Genomic DNA, 20,756 nt, shown 5'->3' with positions numbered 1-20,756 from the left:
AAAATTGGAGGTTAATAAAATGCCGTTTTGTACTATAAATAATGTTGATATAAACTATGAAATAATGGGGGAAGGGAAACCAATTGTTATGATTCATGGATTTACCCCAGACTCTAGGTTAATGCAAGGTTGCATGGAACCGATTTTTACTAAGAAAAATGGTTATAAAAGAATTTACTTTGATCTACCAGGAATGGGTAAAACAAAAGGCGGGGCAAGCATTAATACGACAGATGATATGCTGAGTATTGTATTGAAGTTTATTGATTTGATTATACCGGGTCAATCATTTTTATTAGCCGGAGAATCATATGGGGGATATTTAGCACGAGGAATTATTGCTAATAGACCCGAAAAAGTAAAAGGTGCTGCTTTTATTTGTCCGGTGATTATTCCTGAATTTGAGAAAAGGTCGCTCCCAAGTCATACGATCATAGTGGAAGATAAAACTTTTTTGACTCAATTAAATGAATATGAAGAAACTGATTTTCGTTCAAACAATGTTGTTTTAGATAAAAAAACTTGGGATCGTTATAAAAATGAAATTGCAAGCGGATGTTCAATCGCCGATCAGGATTTTTTATCTAAAATAAGGAATAACTACGGGTTTTCATTTAAAATAGATAAAATTAAGTTTAATGAACCTAGTCTATTTTTATTAGGATTACAAGACTCGGTCGTAGGATATAAAGACGCATTTACTATTCTTGAAAAATTTCCAAGAGCAACATTTGCAATTTTAGATAAAGCTGGCCATAATCTTCAAATAGAACAAGATAATCTATTCAACTCGCTGATCATTGAATGGTTAGATAGAGTATTGAAAGTTGAAGAAGGAAGTACTATTAATTAAGATAAAAAAGAAGAGTTACTTTGCTAACTCTTCTTTTTAGTGTGTTGAAATATAGTGTAGTTAATATTGATAAATACAAATATTAAATGAATTTCTATGAAAAAAGAGTCTATTTGTTATTGTTTTATCTGTCATCTTATTGATAAACAAATGATTTGGTTGATATATAAATGTTTTACCTAACTTGCCGAAAATTAAAATATCTTCTTTTGACGATCATTATTTGTAAAGATGTGTTACTCGTCATCATAAGTTACAATTTGATTAATAAAGAGTAATACATTCGTTCACTTGACTAGTCTATTGTTTTTATGGTTAATCTTTTTTTATTAAGATCATGATTGGAACGAAAGGGTGCTCGACTCCTATGGGATAAGCGGGAAGGCTGAGACCCCACAGGCGGAGCCGAGGAGGCTAAAGAATCTCGCCCCATGGAAAGCGAGCACCCTGTAGTGGAAATCAATATCACACTACTTACTTATCAATGATCAGTCCAAATTCTATTGACAAATACTTTTTTCAACAGCATGAAAGAAGAGTTATTTTTTATAACTCTTCTTTTTTATTTAATCTTGCAACTTTTCCCAAAGAGAATACAAAATATTCACTAAAAAAACATTTTTTTAAAATAATGCTCAACTTTTGATTAGCTTTTAATAAAGTGTCATAATAACAAATGAGATATTGGTATTTGCAAGGAGGATTTAAATTGACTAAAAATGATTTAGAACAACTTAGAATTGAAATAGACGAGATTAATCATCAAATATTTGAGTTATTAAATAAAAGAGGCGAAATCGCTAAGAAAATTGGAATAGCAAAAATTGATCAAGGCGTTAAACGTTATGACCCAGTTAGGGAACGTAAGATGCTAGATCATATTGCCGAAATTAATGAAGGTCCCTTTAGTACGGCTACCCTTCAACATATTTTTAAAGAAATTTTTAAAAGTAGCCTAGAACTTCAAGAAGAAGACGATAAAAAAGTTCTCCTTGTCTCAAGAAAAAGAAAATCAGAAAACACAATCGTAAATGTAAATGGTGTTAATATTGGTGATGGAAGCCCAATTATTATTGCAGGCCCATGTGCAGTAGAGAGCTATGAACAAGTCGATTCTGTAGCGAAAGTGTTAAAGGAACAAGGAATAAAAATTATGCGTGGCGGTGCATTTAAACCACGTACTTCGCCTTATGACTTCCAAGGACTAGGTGAAGAGGGCTTAAAGATTTTAAAAGAGGTTGGCCAAAACCATGGGTTGGCAATTATTAGTGAAATAGTAAGCCCAGAACATATTGAAATGGCATTAGATTATGTTGATATCATTCAAATCGGCGCAAGAAATATGCAGAACTTTGAATTGCTAAAAGTAGCAGGTTCTGTAAATAAACCAATCTTATTAAAAAGAGGTTTATCTGCGACAATCGAAGAATTCATTTATGCAGCTGAATACATTATGTCAGAAGGCAATCAAGAAATCATTTTATGTGAACGTGGCATAAGAACTTATGAAAAAGCTACGAGAAATACATTAGATATTACAGCTGTTCCAATTTTAAAACAAGAAACACATTTACCAGTATTAGTTGATGTTACACATTCAACAGGTAGAAGAGACTTGCTAATACCTGCAGCAAAAGCGGGACTAGCTATTGGAGCTGATGGTATTATGGCAGAGGTTCATCCTGATCCTGCTACTGCTTTAAGTGACTCATCTCAGCAAATGAATTTTGATCAATTTGACCAATTTATGTCTGAAGTTAATTCTTTCATAAATCGATAATCAACATAAAAGCGCTGGCTGAACAAAATCAGTCGGCGCTTTTTGAATAATTTGTGAACGTTTGTTTTAAATTAGCAATATATAGTGATAAACTACGAAAAATTTACATTTTTTTCTAATAGGTCTATTGAACGAATATTCGTTTCACTATAAGATAGAATGAAGCACTATTTTTGTGGAATATTACGTTTTATGACTATTTTACCTAAATAAAAAACAAACTACATAATAGATAGAATAAAATAGAGGAGTGATGAAAATGACGGTTACGATTTATGATGTAGCACGAGAGGCAAACGTTTCCATGGCTACAGTTTCACGAGTAGTTAATGGTAATCCAAATGTTAAACCTACTACACGAAAAAAAGTAAACGAAACAATCAGCCGTTTAGGATATAGACCAAATGCAGTAGCAAGAGGACTTGCAAGTAAAAAAACAACTACAGTTGGTGTAATTATTCCAGACATTTCAAATACTTTTTATGCAGAACTAGCACGTGGTATTGAAGATATTGCAACAATGTATAAATACAATATTATCTTAAGTAACTCAGATGAGAATGTTGAGAAAGAAATTACATTAATAAATAATATGTTAGCAAAACAAGTTGACGGAATTTTATTTATTGGTGGAACAATTACGGATATTCACCAAGAAGAGTACGAAAAGGCTGGAGTTCCAATCGTATTAGCGGCTACATATGATCAAGCTAATAAGATCCCTTCAGTAAATATCGACTATACTCAGGCGGCATTTGATGCAGTTGATTATTTAATTAAAAAAGGTCACCAAAAGGTAGCATTCGTAAACGGTCCTACTGAAACGAATATTATCGGATTAAGTAAGTTAGAAGGATATAAACGTGCTTTACAAGAAAATGGAATCGAGTTCGATGAAGATTTAGTAACTTATGGTGATAATACGTATGAATCAGGCAGTGAAGCTTTTGAAGCATTTCATGAGCGTAATATTATCCCAAGCGCGATTTTCGTAGCATCTGATGAAATGGCGATTGGTGTAATCCACAGTGCCCAAGACCATGGAATATTAGTACCGAATAACCTTGAGGTTTTCGGATTTGATAATACAAGGCTGGCATTAATGGTGCGTCCAAAATTATCATCTGTTGCTCAACCAATGTATGATATTGGTGCAGTTGCAATGAGATTATTAACGAAGTATATGAATAAAGAGACAGTGGAAGATCATACAGTCATTCTTCCGCATCATCTTCAAATTAGACAATCAACAAAGTAAATGATGAAAGTAGCTTAGAATTTTAGTGATTCTAGGCTTTTTTGTTTTTATGGGGATTTTTGGGTGGAAGGATGGAGTTCGCAAATCAGTGCTGAATCTGTGCAAAAGGGCAATAAGGGATAAACGTTGAGCTGCAAATACACTTGAAGGGTCCGCAATTAAAGTTTAAATAAGTGCAAATAAAAGTAAAACTGCAATTAAAACCCAAGAAACGCAATTAAAATTAGTAAAACAGCAATTAAAACTTTGTAAATCGCAAATAAAGCAATAGTATACATATACCGGTAATCGTATTTCACACCTTTATTAACAGATATTAGATAGTTTTTAGTAGTAGGTTAGCAAATTTGTTCTAAATCTATCTAAAAACGAACCATATTGGAATTGAATTCTACTAATTCTTGATCAAAATCTACCCGAAATAAAAAAAACGCCGTCGAGATACCCTCTCAAGCGGCGCGTAGTATTTAAATAAAAGGCCTCTTTTGCTGAATGTGCAGTGGCTCAAGTGCACGGTATAATACTTGTTCATTGTATTCCTCTATTTCCTTTTTCCTTGGAATAGGTTTTACGATTGATGGATTGTCTGTCCAGGTTGTAGGTAACTTAACATTAGCAATTTTCTGCCATTTTTCTAGCCAGCTATCCGATATTAGGTTTGAAGGTGGTTGTTGATTTGTCATAGCTAGCCATACTTGAGACCAAGCTCTTGGTACTACTCTCCAGTAATCGTATCCCCCGCCAGCAACAGCAATCCATTTGCCATCGCAATATTTATGAGCGATTTCATGAGCGATTTTTGGGATTTCCTCGAATGTTTTCATTGTCGTACATAGATGAGTTAATGGATCGTAACAGTGCGAATCAGAGCCATTTTGGGTGAGAATTACGTCTGGTTTGAAGTAATCAGCTATATCGTTTATTGCTTTTTTATAGCTTAATAGAAATGATTCGTCTTCGGTGAATGCATCAATTGGAATGTTAAATGAGTATCCGAAACCTTTACCTTGTCCTCTTTCGGTTACCGCACCTGTACCGGGAAATAGATATCTACCAGTTTCATGGATTGAGAGTGTGCAAACAGTCGGGTCATCATAAAATGCCCACTGAACTCCGTCGCCATGGTGTGCGTCCGTATCTACATATAACACCTTTAATCCGTATTTCTGTTGAATATATTTTATGGCGATTGCACAGTCATTATAAACACAAAAACCAGAGGCTTTTCGTTTAAAACCATGATGTAGCCCACCACCTAAATTAAAAGCATGATTGGATTTTCCCTCTAAAACGGCATCTACTGCTGTTAATGTGCCGCCAACAATTAAAGAACTGGCCTCGTGCATATTTTTAAAAATGGGTGTATCTTCAGTTCCAAGCCCAAATTGTTCAGCAATATTTGCACTAACTGGTTCGAGACTTGCTTTTTTAACTTGATTGATAAATTGTAAATCATGAAAAAGGAGCAGCTCGTCATCTGTTGCTAATCTTGGTGGAATAATATCAGCATCATTTAATAGATTACTGGATTTTAATAATTCATAAACTAATTGAGAGCGAATCGGATTAAATGGATGTTTTTCGTTGAATTGATAGGCATGGTATTCTTCACTATAAACTAAGTATGCATCCTTTTTCATCATGATTCACTCGCTTCATTTGGCCAAAGAATTTTATATCCTTCAGTTTTTAAAGTTTGAATGATCGTAAGTGGATTCATCGTTTGAATTCTAAATACAAGTACCTTATGATCCGCTTCTTTTGCAGGGTAAACAAGGACACTTACAATATTAATGTTTTCTTTTGAAAATACGTTAACAACGTCACTTAAAATGCCTGGATGATCATGGACTAAGATTTCTATTTGGGAGCTAGGTTGATATGCTCCTGTTAAAGTTACTAGAGTGTGTAATACATCTATTTCGGTTACAAGTCCGATTAATTTTCCACTAGATACGACTGGTAAACAGCCTATTTTATATTGATAGAAATAAGTTGCTACTTCTTCAACAAAGTCAATTGGACTGCAAGTTATGACGTTAGTCGTCATAATTTTTTCAACAGGAACCTCAAGGACAGATGAAAATGCTTGTGGAAATAATGTTGAAGGTAGGGCATCACGTACATCTCGATCAGAAATGATTCCAACCACTTGGTCATCTTCATTAATAATTGGAATATGACGAACATCACCTGTTCGAAAAATTGTTACTGCATCACCAATTGTATTTTCTTTTTTTAAAGTAATGTTTGAACTGCGCATAATATCTTGAATAAGCATTATTTTGAATCCTACCTTTCGAGAGTAAAGTTCAGTTAGTACATATATCTTTGTAAAAAGCGTAGTGCGTCAAATGCTTGAATTTCTTCAGTTGTAACTCTTTTTCCCATTCTTACCATTAAACAGTTTGCTGGGTGGGAACAGATTTCAGGATCATCAGTTGCAAATTGGATGAGTCCACCGGCATTCATCATTTTTTCCATCATTTTTCGATATTCCCATACATTTAAACCAGTACCTTTTAAATCCCAATGCCAATAATACTCTGTTGTGATAATGATATAGTCTTCCATTGCATCATCGAGCATTGATAGAATTAACATGTTTTTAGCAACTGAAAAACCTCGGAATTCAGGTATTACTTCAATTGCTCCAAGCTCGATTAAATTTTCTAGAGTTGTTTTTGACCATCTTTCAAGTGGGTCTGGATATAAATAAGTTACGTAACCTACTATTGTTTGATCTAGTCTAGCAATAATAATTCTAGCTTCAGGTAGACTAGCAATTTCAACTATTGCTTTATGTTGTTGTGCTGGTTGTCTAAAAGATGTTAAATTTTCATGAAAATGATATGTTTCAAGTAAGGCAGATTCGACTGGTCCCTCTATAATTAATCCACCATGCACAGTTTGGATTGTTTTTGAAAAATATTTTTTTGGGTGATCCAATATTTCTCACTCCCTTTAGAAAACACCTTTTTAATAATCATACTAAAAAATGCAGGAAAGACATACAGGAAAAAAAACAGTAGGTGTCTAATACATATAAATGGTTAATTTATTAAAAATACTGAAAATTAAATCTTATCATTGTATAATGATAGTAGAGAATATCAAGGAGGGATTTAGATGAAGGTGGAAGCGCTTCCTGTAAAAAACGGACAATTTAATTTAAAAAACTATGAGGAAACTTATAAAAATTTTAAGTGGGAAGATGTAGAAAAAGAGTTTTCTTGGTATACGACACAAAAGTATAATGTAGCTTTTGAAGCTATCGATCGTCATGCAAATTCTGATCGAAAAGATAAAGTTGCGTTGTATTACAAAGATGATAAGCGAAATGAAAAATATACGTTTGAAGAAATGAAAATTAATTCAAATAAGGCTGCAAATGTTTTAAAACAATTCGGTGACGTTGAAAAAGGTGATCGAGTATTTATTTTCATGCCTCGTCAACCAGAATTGTATTTTGCGCTTTTAGGAGCTTTAAAATTAGGTGCTATTGTTGGGCCTTTATTCGAGGCATTTATGGAAGGAGCTGTAAAGGATCGTTTAGAGGATAGTGAGGCAAAGGTATTAGTAACAACGCCAGAATTATTATCACGTGTTCCAGTTAATGATTTACCTGCATTAAAAACAATCTTCCTTATTGGTGATGATGTTGAGGAAGGCGGTAAATTTGTTGATTTTAAAGCTCGTTATAAAGAGGCAAAATCAGATTTTGAGATTACATGGTTAAATCGCCATGATGGTTTAATTTTACATTATACTTCTGGTTCAACTGGAAAACCAAAAGGTGTACTTCACGTTCAACAAGCGATGATCCAACACTATCAAACTGGTAAATGGGTAACGGATCTTCAAAAAGATGATGTATATTGGTGCACAGCGGATCCAGGTTGGGTAACTGGAACTTCTTACGGTATTTTTGGACCTTGGTTAAATGGTGCTTCTAACGTGATATTAGGAGGTCGTTTCAGTCCAGATGCTTGGTATGAAACTATTCAAGAATTCGGAGTAACAGTTTGGTATAGTGCTCCAACAGCATTCCGTATGCTTATGGGTTCAGGGGAAGACATTATTAAGAAATATGATTTAAATTCACTTCGACATATTTTAAGTGTTGGTGAGCCTTTAAATCCAGAGGTAGTTCGTTGGGGAGCAAAAGTATTTAATTTACGAATCCATGATAATTGGTGGATGACAGAAACTGGAGCTTCATTAATTTGTAACTATCCATGTATGCCAATTCGCCCAGGTTCAATGGGTAAACCATTCCCTGGAATCGAGGCAGCTATTGTCGATAATAACGGTAATGAAGTTGCTCCATATACGATGGGAAATCTCGCAATTAAAAAGGGTTGGCCATCGATGATGAACACAATTTGGAATAATGAAGCAAAATTCCAATCATATTTCATAAATGATGAGTGGTATGTTTCAGGTGATTCAGCATATATGGATGAGGATGGATATTTCTGGTTCCAAGGTCGAGTAGATGATGTAATTATGACTTCTGGTGAGAGAGTAGGGCCATTTGAAGTAGAAAGTAAGCTTGTCGAGCATCCTGCGATTGCAGAAGCTGGTGTAATTGGTATACCAGATCCTGTAAGAGGTGAGATTATTAAAGCGTTTGTTGCACTAAGAGATGGGTATGTTGCTTCAGATGAATTGAAGGAAGAAATCCGTAACTTTGTAAAACTGGGACTAGCAGCTCATGCAGCACCTAGACAAATCGAATTCCGTGATAAATTACCAAAAACTCGAAGCGGAAAAATTATGCGAAGAGTATTAAAAGCATGGGAGTTAGACCTTCCAACTGGTGATTTATCAACGATGGAAGATTAATAAAAAACTCAAGTTTGTAGAATTTTGTTTACATAAATAAAACCATTGGGAAAAAATCCAATGGTTTTATTGTTGTTCTAAAATTTTCGATCGGAGCCACCACCGCCGGAGCTTCCTCCGCCACCGCCCCTTGGGCCACCGCCGCCCGATGAGTTTAATAATGCAGGTAATAAATTCAAAATGAAATAAGTAAGTACACCATTAAAGAACATCATATCAATGATGATGATTGCGATCACAATCGCAATGATGATGAATACTTTTAAATTGTCCCATAAATGACTTGTTTTAGAATGACCAGTTTGTTCAGAGCTATTTAAAATAACATTATATAGTGATTTGTATGTGTTTGTTAATGCAAGGGATTCTTCACCTTTTTTCAAATATGGTATAGCACTCTGGTCCAGAATGTTACCAGATCTAATATCTGTTACAACTCCTTCTAAACCATATCCTACTTCGATTCTTATTTGTCTGTCTTTTTTAGCATATAACAAAAGAACACCATTATTTTTCTCTTTATTACCTAAACCATATTTTCGAAATGCTGTATTAGCATATTCTTTAATATCATTTCCTTCGAGACTTGGGATTGTTAATACCGCAAGTTGAGCAGAGGTAGTGTCTTCCAATTTTTTCCCTAATTGAATTAGAGTTTGCGTATCTTCTCTGTTAAGAACATTTGCATAATCTTGTACATAAATGTCTCCTACTTGAGCAGGTACTTTAATTTCAGCATTTGCTCCTGTAGCAAATGAAAAAAGAAATCCTATTAGGAATATTGATGAGAGAAATTTTCTCATTTATTACCAGCGCCACTAAAGTCAACCTCTGGTGTAGCTTTATCTTTTTCAGATACTTCAAAGTAATCCTTCTTCTCGAATCCAAAAGGTCCAGCTACTAGTACGCCCGGGAATTTTTTGATTTTTTGGTTATAAACAGTTACTGCATCATTGTAATCTTTACGAGCAATAGCTAGTCGATTTTCAGTTCCTTCTAAGCTATCCATTAATGCTTGGAAATTTTGATTTGATTTTAAATCTGGATAGTTTTCTACGACTACTAATAGACGACTTAATGCTCCAGACAATTCTGCATCAGCTTTACTTTTATCAGCAGTCGTTTGAGCACCAGCTAATTTTGCACGTGCATCTGTTACTGAAGCAATCACATCTTTCTCTTGTGTAGCATATCCTTTTACTGTATTTACTAAGTTTGGTATTAAATCTGAACGACGTTTTAGTTGGTTATCAACTTGCGACATTTTATTTGTTACATTTTCTTCCTGAGTCACAAAGCTATTATAGCTTCCGACACCCATAAAGATTAGAACGACTACAATAATTAAAGCAATCCATATTCCTTTATTCTTCAAGAAAAAACACTCCATTTCCAAAATATGTATTTTTAAAGATGTTAGTATTAATATTTAACCATATTATTTGATAGAAAGCATTTTTATTCAAAAATTGAATGACAATTTAAATAAAATTAATAAAAATTTAACTATCTATTTGACTTAAACGTTTTAATTGTGATATAAATGTTTCATAACATTTTAATAGTGAGCGTTGAAAGGCTTAGTAGTGTGAATGGTATTGGATCAGAGAGCTAATGGTTGGTGAGAATTAGCACAGACATTGACATGAATTACACCCTGGAGCATTCTTTTTCGAAATTTGTTTAATGCAAATTAGGATTAGAACGGTTAACAACCGTTAATTGTATGAGAGGTAGCTAGATTTATTAGCTACAACTAGGGTGGTACCGCGATTATAATTATTCGTCCCTACTGTTTATCAGTAGGGACTTTTTATTTTGTTTAAACGACGTATAGATCATAGAAGGGGTGGGCTAAAAATGGAAAATATCTTACAAGATTTAGAATTTCGTGGATTAATTAATCAAATGACAGATGAAGAAGGTCTACAAAAATTATTAAGCGAAGAATCTGTTTCATTATATTGTGGTTTTGACCCAACTGGTGATAGCTTACACATTGGTCACTTATTACCAGTGTTAATGTTAAAGAGATTTCAAGTTGCAGGTCATAAACCGATTGGTGTAGTAGGTGGAGCAACTGGAATGATCGGTGATCCAAGTGGTAAGAAGGCAGAACGTACGTTAAATACTGCTGATACAGTAAAAATGTTCAGTGAACGAATTCGTACACAATTATTACCATTTTTAAACTTCGAAGGTGAAAATGCTGCTAAAGTAGTTAATAACTTTGATTGGACAGGCGAATTAGATGTTATTACATTCTTACGTGATATCGGTAAAAACTTCGGATTAAACTACATGCTAGCTAAAGATTCAGTTGCATCTCGATTAGAAGCAGGTATTTCATTTACTGAATTCAGTTACATGATTTTACAATCATATGATTTCTTAAAATTATACCAAGACCATAACTGTAAATTACAAATTGGTGGTAGTGACCAATGGGGTAATATTACGGCTGGTATGGAATTAATCCGTAAGACAGAAGAAGATTCAAAAGCTTTTGGACTTACAGTACCTTTAGTAACTAAAGCTGATGGTTCTAAATTTGGTAAAACTGAAGGTGGAGCAGTTTGGTTAGATCCAGAAAAAACAACTCCATACGAATTCTACCAATTCTGGATTAATACAGATGACCGTGATGTAGTTAAATACTTGAAATACTTTACTTTCCTATCAAAAGAGGAAATTTTAGAACTTGAGAAACAATTTAATGAAGCACCTGAACAACGTGTTGCTCAAAAAGCATTAGCTGCTGAAGTAACAAAACTAGTTCACGGTGAAGAAGCGCTTGATCAAGCAATTAAAATTACAGAAGCATTATTTAGTGGATCTGTAAAAGAATTGACGGCTGCTGAGATTAAACAAGGTTTTAAAGACGTACCTTCATTTAATTTAAGTGAAGCAGAAAAAGGATTAGTAGATTTACTAGTTGAAGCAAAAATTTCTCCATCAAAACGTCAAGCACGTGAAGATGTGCAAAATGGTGCGGTTTATGTAAATGGAGATCGTATACAGGACGTTGCAACTGTGTTAACTAAACAAGATGCAATTGAAGAGCAATTTATTATTATCCGTCGTGGTAAGAAGAAATACCACTTGGTTACATTATAATATCGAACAAACAATGAACGAAAAAGCAGTAGTTTGATTGGTAGTAGTTCAGAGAGCGAGTGGTTGGTGAAAACTCGTCTACACAATCAAATGAATTACATTTCGGGAGTTTTCTTTTCGTAGTTAGTTGATCTAATGAAGGGAAGAACGTAAGTCTACGTTACAGATTCGAGTGATAAGGAATTTTTCTTTTATAAGTATTTATTTCTTATAACTAGGGTGGTAACGCGATCGAGGTCGTCCCTATATTTTATAGGGATCCTCGATTTTTTATTTGCACTTTAAGAGGTATAAATTTGCAGCGATGATCCTTGCTCGACATAGTAGCCAATTCTAGGAATAAAGTATAAGTGCAACTACGTCTCTGCCATCGCCTAAAAGGCTCGTCAATCAACGAGTTTTCTTTATCTATTTTTGAAAGGGTGAAAATCATGGAGATATTTGCAACAGAAGATTACAGAATATTGGCAAAACTTAATGAGGGTGTTCAAAACCTACATGCGGATTTATTTCCAGAGTTTTTTAAAGTTCATAATCTGGCTGAAATAACTGAGTTTTTCAAGAGTGTAGTTGATAAACCAGAGCATCATTTTTTCGTCGTAAAAGATATCGAAGAATTAGTCGGTTATGCTTGGATTGAAATAAAAAATATTCCAGAAGGACCTATTAAAAAGGCTTTTCGGTTAGGTTATGTTCATCAGGTCAGTATTAATGAAGAAAAAAGAAATAAGGGATACGGTTCATTCTTAATCCATAAAATTGCTTCATTTGCTCGTGAGAATAATCTTTCTAGAATTGAGCTAGATTATTGGATTGATAATAAAAATGCAAGAAGCTTTTATGAGAAACTAGGGTTCGTAAAGTTTCGTGAACACGTATATATGGATGTATAAATAAGGGAGAGTATATAAAATGAAAAATATTGAATTAGGTACGTTAATCGTACTGTTTGCAGTTATTATGTCTAGTTGTCTAGTTATGGTAAAATCAGATCCACAAATTCCGCTTCTTTTATGTGTTGTTTGTTTAGCTGTATTTGGATTATTTAAAGGATTTAAATGGGAACAGATTGAAAATGGTATGAAAAAGGGAATTCAAAATGGATTGTCACCTACATTAATCTTAATGATGATTGGTTTATTGATTGGTTCTTGGATGCTAAGTGGGACAGTTCCTACATTATTATTTTACGGAATTTCTGTTCTTTCAGCGAAATGGTTTGCGATCAGTGCAATTTTTATTACAATCATCGTTGCTAGTTTTACAGGTAGTACGTTTACAACAATCGCTACAGTTGGTGTAGCGTTAATGGGTATTGCCCATATTATGGGGATTCCACCAGCAATTGCAGCAGGTGCGATTATTAGTGGAGCATGTTTTGGTGATAAAATGTCACCGATCTCAGATACAACGAATTTCGTTCCAAGTATTTTAGGGATAAAGGTTAATGAGCATATTCGACACATGGCATATACAACAATTCCAGCATTAATTGTTACAGTTATTTTATTCTTAATCATTGGTATGGGCCATAGTAATACGGATATGGCGCAAGTTACAGAAATGAAAAAAGCAATTTCATCTAGCTTTGAAGTGAATCCGTTATTATTAATCCCATGTTTAATTGTTTTTATTATGGCATTTAGAGGTTTTTCAACTTTACCAACGATGTCGGCTGGTATTGTTAGTTCATTAGTTTTAGCATTTTTCATTCAAAAGGGTATTACGCTTGCAAAAGTGTTTGCAACATTACAAAATGGCTTCCAAACGGATACAGGAAATGAAATGCTTAATTCGATTGTTAACCGTGGAGGATTACAATCGATGATGTGGTCTGTGTCATTAATATTTATTGCACTTGCTTTAGGCGGATTATTACAAGAGCTACGTGTATTCGAGACATTAATACAGTCATTATCTAATTTGAAACGTAAAGGGAATATTGTTATTGCAAGTACATTATCTGCTATGAGTGTAAATCTTTTAACAGGTGAACAATACTTATCAATTCTACTTCCTGGGCAATTATTAAAGGATGTATTTATCAAAAAAAATATTCCACTTAAAAACTTATCACGTGCATTAGAAGATGGGGGAACACTTTTTAATCCAATCGTTCCTTGGAGTGTAAGTGGAGCATTTTTTGCTTCAACATTAGGAGTACCTGTTATTGATTACTTACCGTTTTCATTCGTACTATTTATTACACCATTATTCAGTATATTAGCTGCTTTATTCGGTAAAGGATTAGAAGTTGAAAATAAAGTTGAAAGTTCAAGAAAAGTCGCATAAACAAATTGTTTCTACGTAAACTAGTTTTTGTACGAACTGGTTAATGGAGGGAAAAAAATGAGTCATGCAGCAGGTGGTTCAAAGAAAAATCGTCCTAGTGACGCAAATCATGTAGATGCAAAAACGAAAGCTCATCAAAAGAGACTTTCGAAGGATCAGCATAATCCTATGGACTATAAGTATCCTAGATAATTGAATAAATAATTTTGAATCAATCCCTTATACGAAAGAAAGGACATCCAATTCTTTTCGTATAGGGGATTTTTTATTTGCAGTTTAACTGGCAAGTCGAAATTTTTATGAAGAATAATGTTAAAAATTTGTGGAATATTCCAAATTTTAGTGAAATCCACTTAATTATTCGATAAAATATTAGTTAAAAGTAATTTTATTTAAGGGGATAAAGGTAATGAGCTTTTTTAAAATAATTATATATATAATTATTATTGGAATACTAAGTTATTTATTATGTATCGTTTTTATCGGTGTTAATAGCATTTTGCAATATCAGCATAAAGTACCTAAAAACGCCGATTATGTCATTGTGTTAGGTGCTGGTTTGAAAAAGGATAAGCCTACTAGAGCTTTACGTTATCGAATTGAAACAGCAGCTAAATATGCTAAGGAAAATAAAAGTGCTAAAATTATTGTTTCAGGTGGAAAAGGTAACGATGAATTGATATCAGAAGCTGAATGTATGAGGATTGAATTAATCAAATTAGGAATTGAAGAAGATCGAATTGTGAAAGAAGATTTATCAACAAATACATATGAGAATATAAAATACTCTAAAAAACTCATACACAACGATCAAGCAAAAGGAATCGTAGTTTCAAATGATTATCATTTATTTAGATCTTTAAAATTGGCTAAAAAACAAGGGTTAAATGTAGTCGGTCTTCCTGCAAAAACACCAAAAGTAATCATACCGACAGCATACTTTAGAGAATGTTTATCTATATTAAAAGCTATTTACTATAAACAAATGTAATGATTGTGGGCAATCTATCATTTTTATAAAAACTATTATTTAATTTGTACCAATGTCCGTTTCACTTCTTATGATTGAAACATTTTATATTATATGGATTTGCTTGTCCAAATAATATGAAAGGAGTGACGTTGATGTCAAAATTTTTGTCAACTGGCGTATTAAGAAGACATTCAGATACTCAGTTTTTAACAGTTGAAGCAGTTAATCTTGACCCGGAGGATGCTCGTACTGTGAGTGTTTTAATGTTTGACTGGTCCAGTGGTTTACCTGTAATTCTTCCTATGGTTGACCCATCTACTGTTTCAATTCCACCAAATCAATATAGAACATTTAGATCTTTCCAACTTCCAGTAAATCTTTTTGCTTATGAAGTAAGAATTCACCATCCAAAAGATCGTGATGTTGTAGTAAATGTATTTGGACTTAGTGACATTGCATTTGATCCTCAAGAAGGTAATAATGCATTGCAACATGACTTAGCGGTAGTGAAATTAAAATAGTATAAAAAGTTATTTTAATACACCTCTTATTTCCGCATAAGTAGCCCTTCGAGTAAAGTCGAGGGCTTTTTTTATGTTGTAAAATAATAAAAAGAAACCCTCAATCAAATTTGATTGAGGGTTTTCATCGCTTTCTAAGAAGCGATATTATTAACGGTTGTAGAATTCAAAGCGTTAAAAATCCCTATATATAGTAAGGTTTGGAAGAGTAAAATATAAAACCTCCCCCAAATGTCCCCCCAATTACAAATTTAATGCCTGTTCAAAAGCTGTAACTGACTCTTTTTCTAGATCCTTAAATGAATGACCATAAATATCTAATATCATTTGTAGTAAATAAGTTTTTTGAATCCTATGTAAGTCGTTTTAAAGGCGCAAAACCTGAAAATTTATTTCTATATGGCAAACCTGGTATTGGTAAAAGTCATTTGTATGTATCAATTATTAAAGAGTTAATGAAAAAAGGAATTGCAGCTGCATTCATTCCAGCTCCTAAAATATTTACCAAGATAAAAGAATCGTGGTCAAAGAATTCGAATTTATGTGAATCGGAATTTTTAAGGTCCTTGGGTACAATTGATTGTCTTGTAATCGATGATATTGGTACTGAATACAGGAGTAATAAATTGGTTGAAGATGATTCGTGGGCATTAGATAGATAGCCGAGTTGGTCGTTCAACAATTTATACAAGTAACTATGATCCTAACAATCTATTAGAGATGTATGGTGAACGGGATTTCAGTCGAATGATACAACATACAACGATTTTAGAAATGTACGGTGAAAATAACCGAATGAAAACGTTAAAGAGGGTTAAGCGATGTGTTCAAAAGTAATCGAAGTTTATCCAGGAGTAATTCAATTTCAATCATGTTCGTGTAGTGTGTGTTTTGCGAAGAAAGAAGCAACTAAAGAATTTTATCTTAAATTTGATGCAATATATGCAGATTTTCAAATAAAAAAAGCTCCAAATAATAATGGAGCTTAAGATAAATCGGTGGATGTTTTTATTTTAAATATATGTCACCTATTAGAATTTATTCTAACAAAAAAGAAACCATAAAAAGGTTTCTTAAAAGAAATGAAAATAGAACAAGAATGTAATATATATATACGTTTCAAATTGAAATGAGTGTATTCTTATTTATTTGAAAAAGAAAAGTTGGAACGATTTATTTAATAAAGTAGATACTGAACAGGATAAAAAAGAAATTGTTCGTCCAGGCATCTGCTCAAATTGCGGGCATAGCCTGTGGATATAGGTTAGATTAAAGGACGAATGTCAAATTAAGTACAGGTAGGACAATTAATGTATTTGTCAGGAAGATTGATTTTAGTTCGCTATTTCATTTTGATTGACCCACCATAGAATATAGTTTAACGAATTAATAAAATCTTTATTCATAATAAAAAGCAACTCCTGTTGTGAAAAAGACAGGAGTTGTGCAAAAAATAGATTCCTTCTGTCAGAGAACAGGTAGGAAAGGTAGGTCTTGAACTCCTGCCAAGAAAAAGGCAGAAGAAGGAGAACTCGGGGGGACTACTAATTGTTATAGGTATTAAAAAACAGGGAAAGTAGTAGCCCTTAATATAGGTTTATCATTGAGGAAAAAATATTCAAGATATGTTATGAATGAAAAATAAAATGGGCCATTCGTTCTGCCAAAAGTTTGGGAGCTAGGCAGAGCTGACCCATATATAAAGTATGGATATTACAAAAGTTTTTTATACTATGTATTATAATTTAGGTAGGTAAATACAAAGATAATTGGAGAGAACTAAATGATCGATGTAAGATAATCTAATTAATGAAATTACTAACTTAATTAATGTCGATAACGATGGAAATAAAGAGGATGCATTTTCATATCACTATTTACCGTATCATTTTAGATAATTGTTGTATGGCTTATTTTTAGATAAAAACAAGAGAAGATCTGGGAAGAATCTTCTCTAAAAAAGGTGATATTAGCAAACATGATATGAATTGCTTAGTACATGATATGTTTCAAATGAGGAGATGTTTACTGGATTTTAAGAATAGAAAATAAACAATGAAAACGCCTTACAAGAAGACAAGCTATTAATAAAATCCTTTAGTCTTAACATGAGAATTAGTAAGTTGTTAAAAATCTACCTACTGAATTACATATTGCCTTTTGAATGTCTTGTAGCGAATAAGTTTTACCAAACTATTAAAACGAAGAGAGAAAAGGTAGGTGATTGTTCTTTGTATGAATGGTTATAGATTATCAAAGATTATAAGAAGAAATATCCTATCTTGAATTCAACTTATAACAATCTGAAAGAGAATTGAAAAGATGGGTATATGGTTATTTATCAGATATAAAACTACAAGTTGAGTCGAATGGAGCAAAATTAGAAGAACGTATTGAACGGATTAAGAATGAACTTACTATGAAAGTTGAACAAAAAGAAAAGTTAATGATACTAGTAAGCACTTTTAAAGAACTAGATCATAAAGTTCTTAAATTAAAGTATATCTATGATTGTACTCTAGAAGAGATTGCTGAGGAACTGAATTATAGTGCAAGTCATATTAAAAAGAAGCATTCTGAATTAGTGAGAACCATCAAGTTCGTTGAAGAATATTGTTTAAATATTTTAGATATTAAATAAACCTCAAAATATCATATTTTGTATAATTTTTTTAGTTTGAATATTACTAATTTTTAAAGTTTAAGGTGCTTTTGAACCCCAAAAATTATCCTATTCTTTAAGGTATTTTGAATAGGAGGCCTTTTTCTTTTTGCCTCTGTATCTTTTGATATAGTGGTATTTATTTCTAATAAATTCTTTTTAGCATTCTTTTGAAAAATTTTTTAACTTGCCAGTACTAAAGCTTTTATTTTCCAATTGTTGGAGCTCTTTATAAACTAAATAATTACAAAAGTAAAAACCTCTTTAATTTAAAAGAGGATTTTTAGTCTTTTGAAAATGAGAATGAATTCTTGTATTAATGAACAGTCAAAAAAAATCACATTTGCGACTCATGATGTTGTTCAACTAACGGAACCGTTAGCTGAACAATATTTTATAAATAAAAAAGAGAGAACTCTGGAAACCAGACCTCATTTCTTTAATTCATCAAGTGATTTTCGACGTAATAAAATAATGTTAATTTCAATAACTATCAACAAAGTCCACTGATTATTCAGTGGACTTTACTATTATTGTTGTTTGGTTTCATGATGAAGTGGTGGTGGTACTAGCCAGCCTTTATCTTTCATAATTAGTAATAGTTCTGCACCATCTTTGGCTTTCTTCGCACCCATTTGTCCATATAATAAACCAACATCTTCACGAATTGATTGGCTCATTCCTTGACTACTTGCTACAACTCCAGCTGCTATATCGGCTGCTACTATATAAGCTATTTGCGCATCTTGCAATCTTGCCCCAGCTGGGATTTGTTCAAGATCTGCTTCAGGTCGTTCTGCTGGTGTAGGTGGTACCGGGATATCGTTATGTAGTAAAATTTCTTCTATTTCCTTTATTGAAGGCTTAATTGAAGATTCAATTACTTGTTTTAAAAATGCCTTTAATTCTTGATCACCAGTATGATTTATATAGACTTGATATCCATCAAGTGCTGCTTTCGCGACTGATACAGCGCTCCATAATCCAAATACTTCTCCATAATGTAATGGTTCATTTTGAGGATTCCCACTTAAAATACCCATAATTATTTTACTTCCTTTCGTTAATAAATTCATACTTTTCTCCTTTTCATGGAATAAGTACAAACAATATTCTTTAACAAAAAATAGAAATTATGCTCAATTTTTATTTATATTATTTATTTACCATGACGGTTTGCACTTTAACTACTAAAAATATTAATGCTCCTATCCTAAAAAAGGTGGTAATGAAAAGATTCTGTTTAGTTTTATTTGCATTAGTATTATCGATCTTATTTTTAACTAATATGGCTTCAGCTGCAAACGTCATTTCTGACGAATATAATACAAATAATCGATTTATTTCTAACAATAATATGAACAGTAATCGATACAATCCAAGTAAAATGACCGATAATCGATATAATAATACTACTAATAATGATAATAACGATCATGATTGGGGTTGACTTGGACTATTAGGGCTAGTTGGTCTATTAGGAATAAGAAGGAAATATCGTGACGACCGAAAATAACATATTATTATTTTAAAAATTTAGTCAAAATCAATCACAAACTTAAAGAGACGATACAGACGATATTTTTTTATTTCAATAAATTACCTTTTGCTTATTAAAAAAGAATCTTTTATAAAGATTCTTTTTTGTTTTTGCACTATGGGAAATGACTATGGGAAATGTACAGACTTTATATGAGTAAGTCTAATATAAGTTATTTCTCCACTAGCTTGTACTAATTCGATCAAATTATTGTCTACTTTGTTAAGCAACCCAATTTTAAAAGTATCAGTTCCACCATCAATTACAATTATCTTTCCTTCTACATTTTTTAATTGGGATTCAAGAGATAGCGACACTGATCCATAAATCGGATTATCAGGAAAGCTTTCTTTAGTTAAATTATAGGGGATTCTTATTTGACCGTAGGGTTTTAGCCATTTTATATGAGCTAAAGAAATATACATAGTTTTAAAAACAGGGGAATAAAAAACTAAATAGTCACTAACGACTCTTAAAATATATCCATGAAAAGTTAGATTACCTATCACATTAATTTCAACAAAATTTCTTTTTATATTTGTTAATATTTTACGATAAGATATAACATCCATTTCTTTCACGATTGAATCTTCAATTGGATTTGCTATTTTTTCTTTAGTCATATTACTTATCCTTATCTTATGGACATGAATTAAAGGAATATAATAATAATCTTGACCATTGTATATAACTAAAATATTCTGCCCTGCTTCAGTAAGGATTCCTTCAAAAGATTTATCTCCAGCTAATGTTATATAAACTTGTTTTCCCATTAAATTTGTTAAAATACTCAATTTTACCTCCTCCACATAATTTAAAGCAGCTTGACCAAATACCATATATATTCTTATCTTTAATTTTTGCAGATAACATAAGCCTATTAAAAAATAAATTCTGTTAAATTTAAATATC

General features: G+C 32.5%; 21 protein-coding genes and 2 other annotated features. Of the genes, 14 read left to right on the top strand and 7 right to left on the bottom strand.

Annotated elements, in window-relative coordinates; all coding sequences use genetic code 11:
- The first annotated feature begins 19 nt into the window (after positions 1–19).
- The 3 genes from ACFVR2_RS21285 (at position 20) to ccpA (ending at position 3,891) form a co-directional block, all read left to right on the top strand.
- On the top strand, positions 20–853 hold the full coding sequence (locus tag ACFVR2_RS21285) for an alpha/beta fold hydrolase (RefSeq protein WP_387366442.1): 834 nt from the start codon (positions 20–22) through the stop codon (positions 851–853).
- A gap of 709 nt (positions 854–1,562) precedes the next feature.
- Positions 1,563–2,633: a bifunctional 3-deoxy-7-phosphoheptulonate synthase/chorismate mutase gene (locus ACFVR2_RS21280; RefSeq protein WP_387366439.1), complete on the top strand. Its 1,071-nt coding sequence runs from the start codon at positions 1,563–1,565 to the stop codon at positions 2,631–2,633.
- A gap of 259 nt (positions 2,634–2,892) precedes the next feature.
- On the top strand, positions 2,893–3,891 hold the full coding sequence (gene ccpA / locus ACFVR2_RS21275) for a catabolite control protein A (protein ID WP_387366436.1): 999 nt from the start codon (positions 2,893–2,895) through the stop codon (positions 3,889–3,891).
- Positions 3,892–4,358: 467 nt separating this feature from the next.
- On the opposite strand, the gene ACFVR2_RS21270 is transcribed toward ccpA, so the two are convergent.
- The 3 genes from ACFVR2_RS21270 to ACFVR2_RS21260 are packed head-to-tail and all read right to left on the bottom strand — an operon-like array spanning position 4,359 to position 6,840.
- Positions 4,359–5,531, bottom strand: coding sequence for an acetoin utilization protein AcuC (locus ACFVR2_RS21270; RefSeq protein WP_387366868.1), 1,173 nt, complete (start codon positions 5,529–5,531; stop codon positions 4,359–4,361).
- Positions 5,531–6,172: an acetoin utilization AcuB family protein gene (locus ACFVR2_RS21265; RefSeq protein WP_387366433.1), complete on the bottom strand. Its 642-nt coding sequence runs from the start codon at positions 6,170–6,172 to the stop codon at positions 5,531–5,533. The genes ACFVR2_RS21270 and ACFVR2_RS21265 overlap by 1 nt, the downstream gene beginning before the upstream one ends.
- Positions 6,173–6,207: 35 nt before the next feature.
- Positions 6,208–6,840, bottom strand: a complete 633-nt coding sequence (locus ACFVR2_RS21260; RefSeq protein WP_387366430.1) for a GNAT family N-acetyltransferase — start codon at positions 6,838–6,840, stop codon at positions 6,208–6,210.
- A gap of 180 nt (positions 6,841–7,020) precedes the next feature.
- Here ACFVR2_RS21260 and acsA point away from each other — a divergent pair, with 180 nt between their 5' ends.
- Positions 7,021–8,739, top strand: coding sequence for an acetate--CoA ligase (gene acsA / locus ACFVR2_RS21255; protein WP_387366427.1), 1,719 nt, complete (start codon positions 7,021–7,023; stop codon positions 8,737–8,739).
- Positions 8,740–8,816: 77 nt separating this feature from the next.
- Here the strand turns inward: acsA and ACFVR2_RS21250 are convergent, their stop codons facing one another.
- Both ACFVR2_RS21250 and ACFVR2_RS21245 read right to left on the bottom strand, forming a co-directional pair.
- A complete protein-coding gene (locus ACFVR2_RS21250) occupies positions 8,817–9,542 on the bottom strand; it encodes a TPM domain-containing protein (protein WP_387366424.1) in 726 nt (241 codons plus the stop codon).
- Positions 9,539–10,114, bottom strand: a complete 576-nt coding sequence (locus ACFVR2_RS21245) for a LemA family protein (RefSeq protein ID WP_387366421.1) — start codon at positions 10,112–10,114, stop codon at positions 9,539–9,541. Before ACFVR2_RS21245 ends, ACFVR2_RS21250 begins: the two co-directional genes overlap by 4 nt.
- Before the next feature lie 187 nt (positions 10,115–10,301).
- Positions 10,302–10,533 (top strand) — a binding site (T-box leader).
- Between the two features lie 66 nt (positions 10,534–10,599).
- On the opposite strand from ACFVR2_RS21245, the gene tyrS reads away from it, so the two are divergent.
- From tyrS to ACFVR2_RS21200, 9 genes are all read left to right on the top strand, one after another.
- Positions 10,600–11,856 carry a tyrosine--tRNA ligase gene (gene tyrS, locus ACFVR2_RS21240; protein WP_387366418.1) on the top strand — a complete coding sequence of 419 codons (1,257 nt, stop codon included), beginning with the start codon at positions 10,600–10,602 and terminating at the stop codon, positions 11,854–11,856.
- A gap of 4 nt (positions 11,857–11,860) precedes the next feature.
- Positions 11,861–12,104, top strand: a binding site (T-box leader).
- A gap of 183 nt (positions 12,105–12,287) precedes the next feature.
- Complete coding sequence (locus ACFVR2_RS21235) at positions 12,288–12,749, top strand: GNAT family N-acetyltransferase (RefSeq protein WP_387366416.1); 462 nt, start codon at positions 12,288–12,290, stop codon at positions 12,747–12,749.
- Positions 12,750–12,768: 19 nt separating this feature from the next.
- Complete coding sequence (gene nhaC, locus ACFVR2_RS21230; RefSeq protein WP_387366413.1) at positions 12,769–14,148, top strand: Na+/H+ antiporter NhaC; 1,380 nt, start codon at positions 12,769–12,771, stop codon at positions 14,146–14,148.
- A 57-nt stretch (positions 14,149–14,205) separates the two neighbouring features.
- Entirely contained in the window at positions 14,206–14,340 is a 135-nt protein-coding gene (locus tag ACFVR2_RS21225) for a hypothetical protein (protein ID WP_268895674.1), read from the top strand.
- Between the two features lie 217 nt (positions 14,341–14,557).
- Positions 14,558–15,139, top strand: coding sequence for a YdcF family protein (locus ACFVR2_RS21220; protein WP_387366409.1), 582 nt, complete (start codon positions 14,558–14,560; stop codon positions 15,137–15,139).
- A gap of 134 nt (positions 15,140–15,273) precedes the next feature.
- On the top strand, positions 15,274–15,642 hold the full coding sequence (locus ACFVR2_RS21215) for a hypothetical protein (protein ID WP_387366406.1): 369 nt from the start codon (positions 15,274–15,276) through the stop codon (positions 15,640–15,642).
- Positions 15,643–15,941: 299 nt separating this feature from the next.
- A complete protein-coding gene (locus ACFVR2_RS21210) occupies positions 15,942–16,304 on the top strand; it encodes a DnaA ATPase domain-containing protein (protein WP_387366403.1) in 363 nt (120 codons plus the stop codon).
- 159 nt (positions 16,305–16,463) lie between these two features.
- Positions 16,464–16,631, top strand: coding sequence for a hypothetical protein (locus ACFVR2_RS21205; RefSeq protein WP_387366400.1), 168 nt, complete (start codon positions 16,464–16,466; stop codon positions 16,629–16,631).
- Positions 16,632–17,956: 1,325 nt separating this feature from the next.
- A complete protein-coding gene (locus ACFVR2_RS21200) occupies positions 17,957–18,283 on the top strand; it encodes a sigma factor-like helix-turn-helix DNA-binding protein (RefSeq protein ID WP_387366397.1) in 327 nt (108 codons plus the stop codon).
- Positions 18,284–18,834: 551 nt separating this feature from the next.
- Here the strand turns inward: ACFVR2_RS21200 and ACFVR2_RS21195 are convergent.
- Positions 18,835–19,347 (bottom strand): DUF3231 family protein, encoded by a 513-nt coding sequence (locus ACFVR2_RS21195; RefSeq protein ID WP_387366865.1) that lies wholly within the window; start codon positions 19,345–19,347, stop codon positions 18,835–18,837.
- Positions 19,348–19,532: 185 nt separating this feature from the next.
- Between ACFVR2_RS21195 and ACFVR2_RS21190 the strand changes: the two genes are divergently transcribed.
- Positions 19,533–19,754 (top strand): hypothetical protein, encoded by a 222-nt coding sequence (locus ACFVR2_RS21190; protein ID WP_387366394.1) that lies wholly within the window; start codon positions 19,533–19,535, stop codon positions 19,752–19,754.
- A 218-nt stretch (positions 19,755–19,972) separates the two neighbouring features.
- Here the strand turns inward: ACFVR2_RS21190 and ACFVR2_RS21185 are convergent, their stop codons facing one another.
- Entirely contained in the window at positions 19,973–20,638 is a 666-nt protein-coding gene (locus ACFVR2_RS21185) for a DUF2642 domain-containing protein (RefSeq protein WP_387366391.1), read from the bottom strand.
- Between the last annotated feature and the right edge of the window lie 118 nt (positions 20,639–20,756).

The organism is Gottfriedia sp. NPDC057991 (assembly GCF_042886615.1).
Classification (GTDB): Bacteria; Bacillota; Bacilli; order Bacillales; family Bacillaceae_G; genus Gottfriedia.
This window is presented reverse-complemented; position numbering and strand designations above follow the sequence as displayed.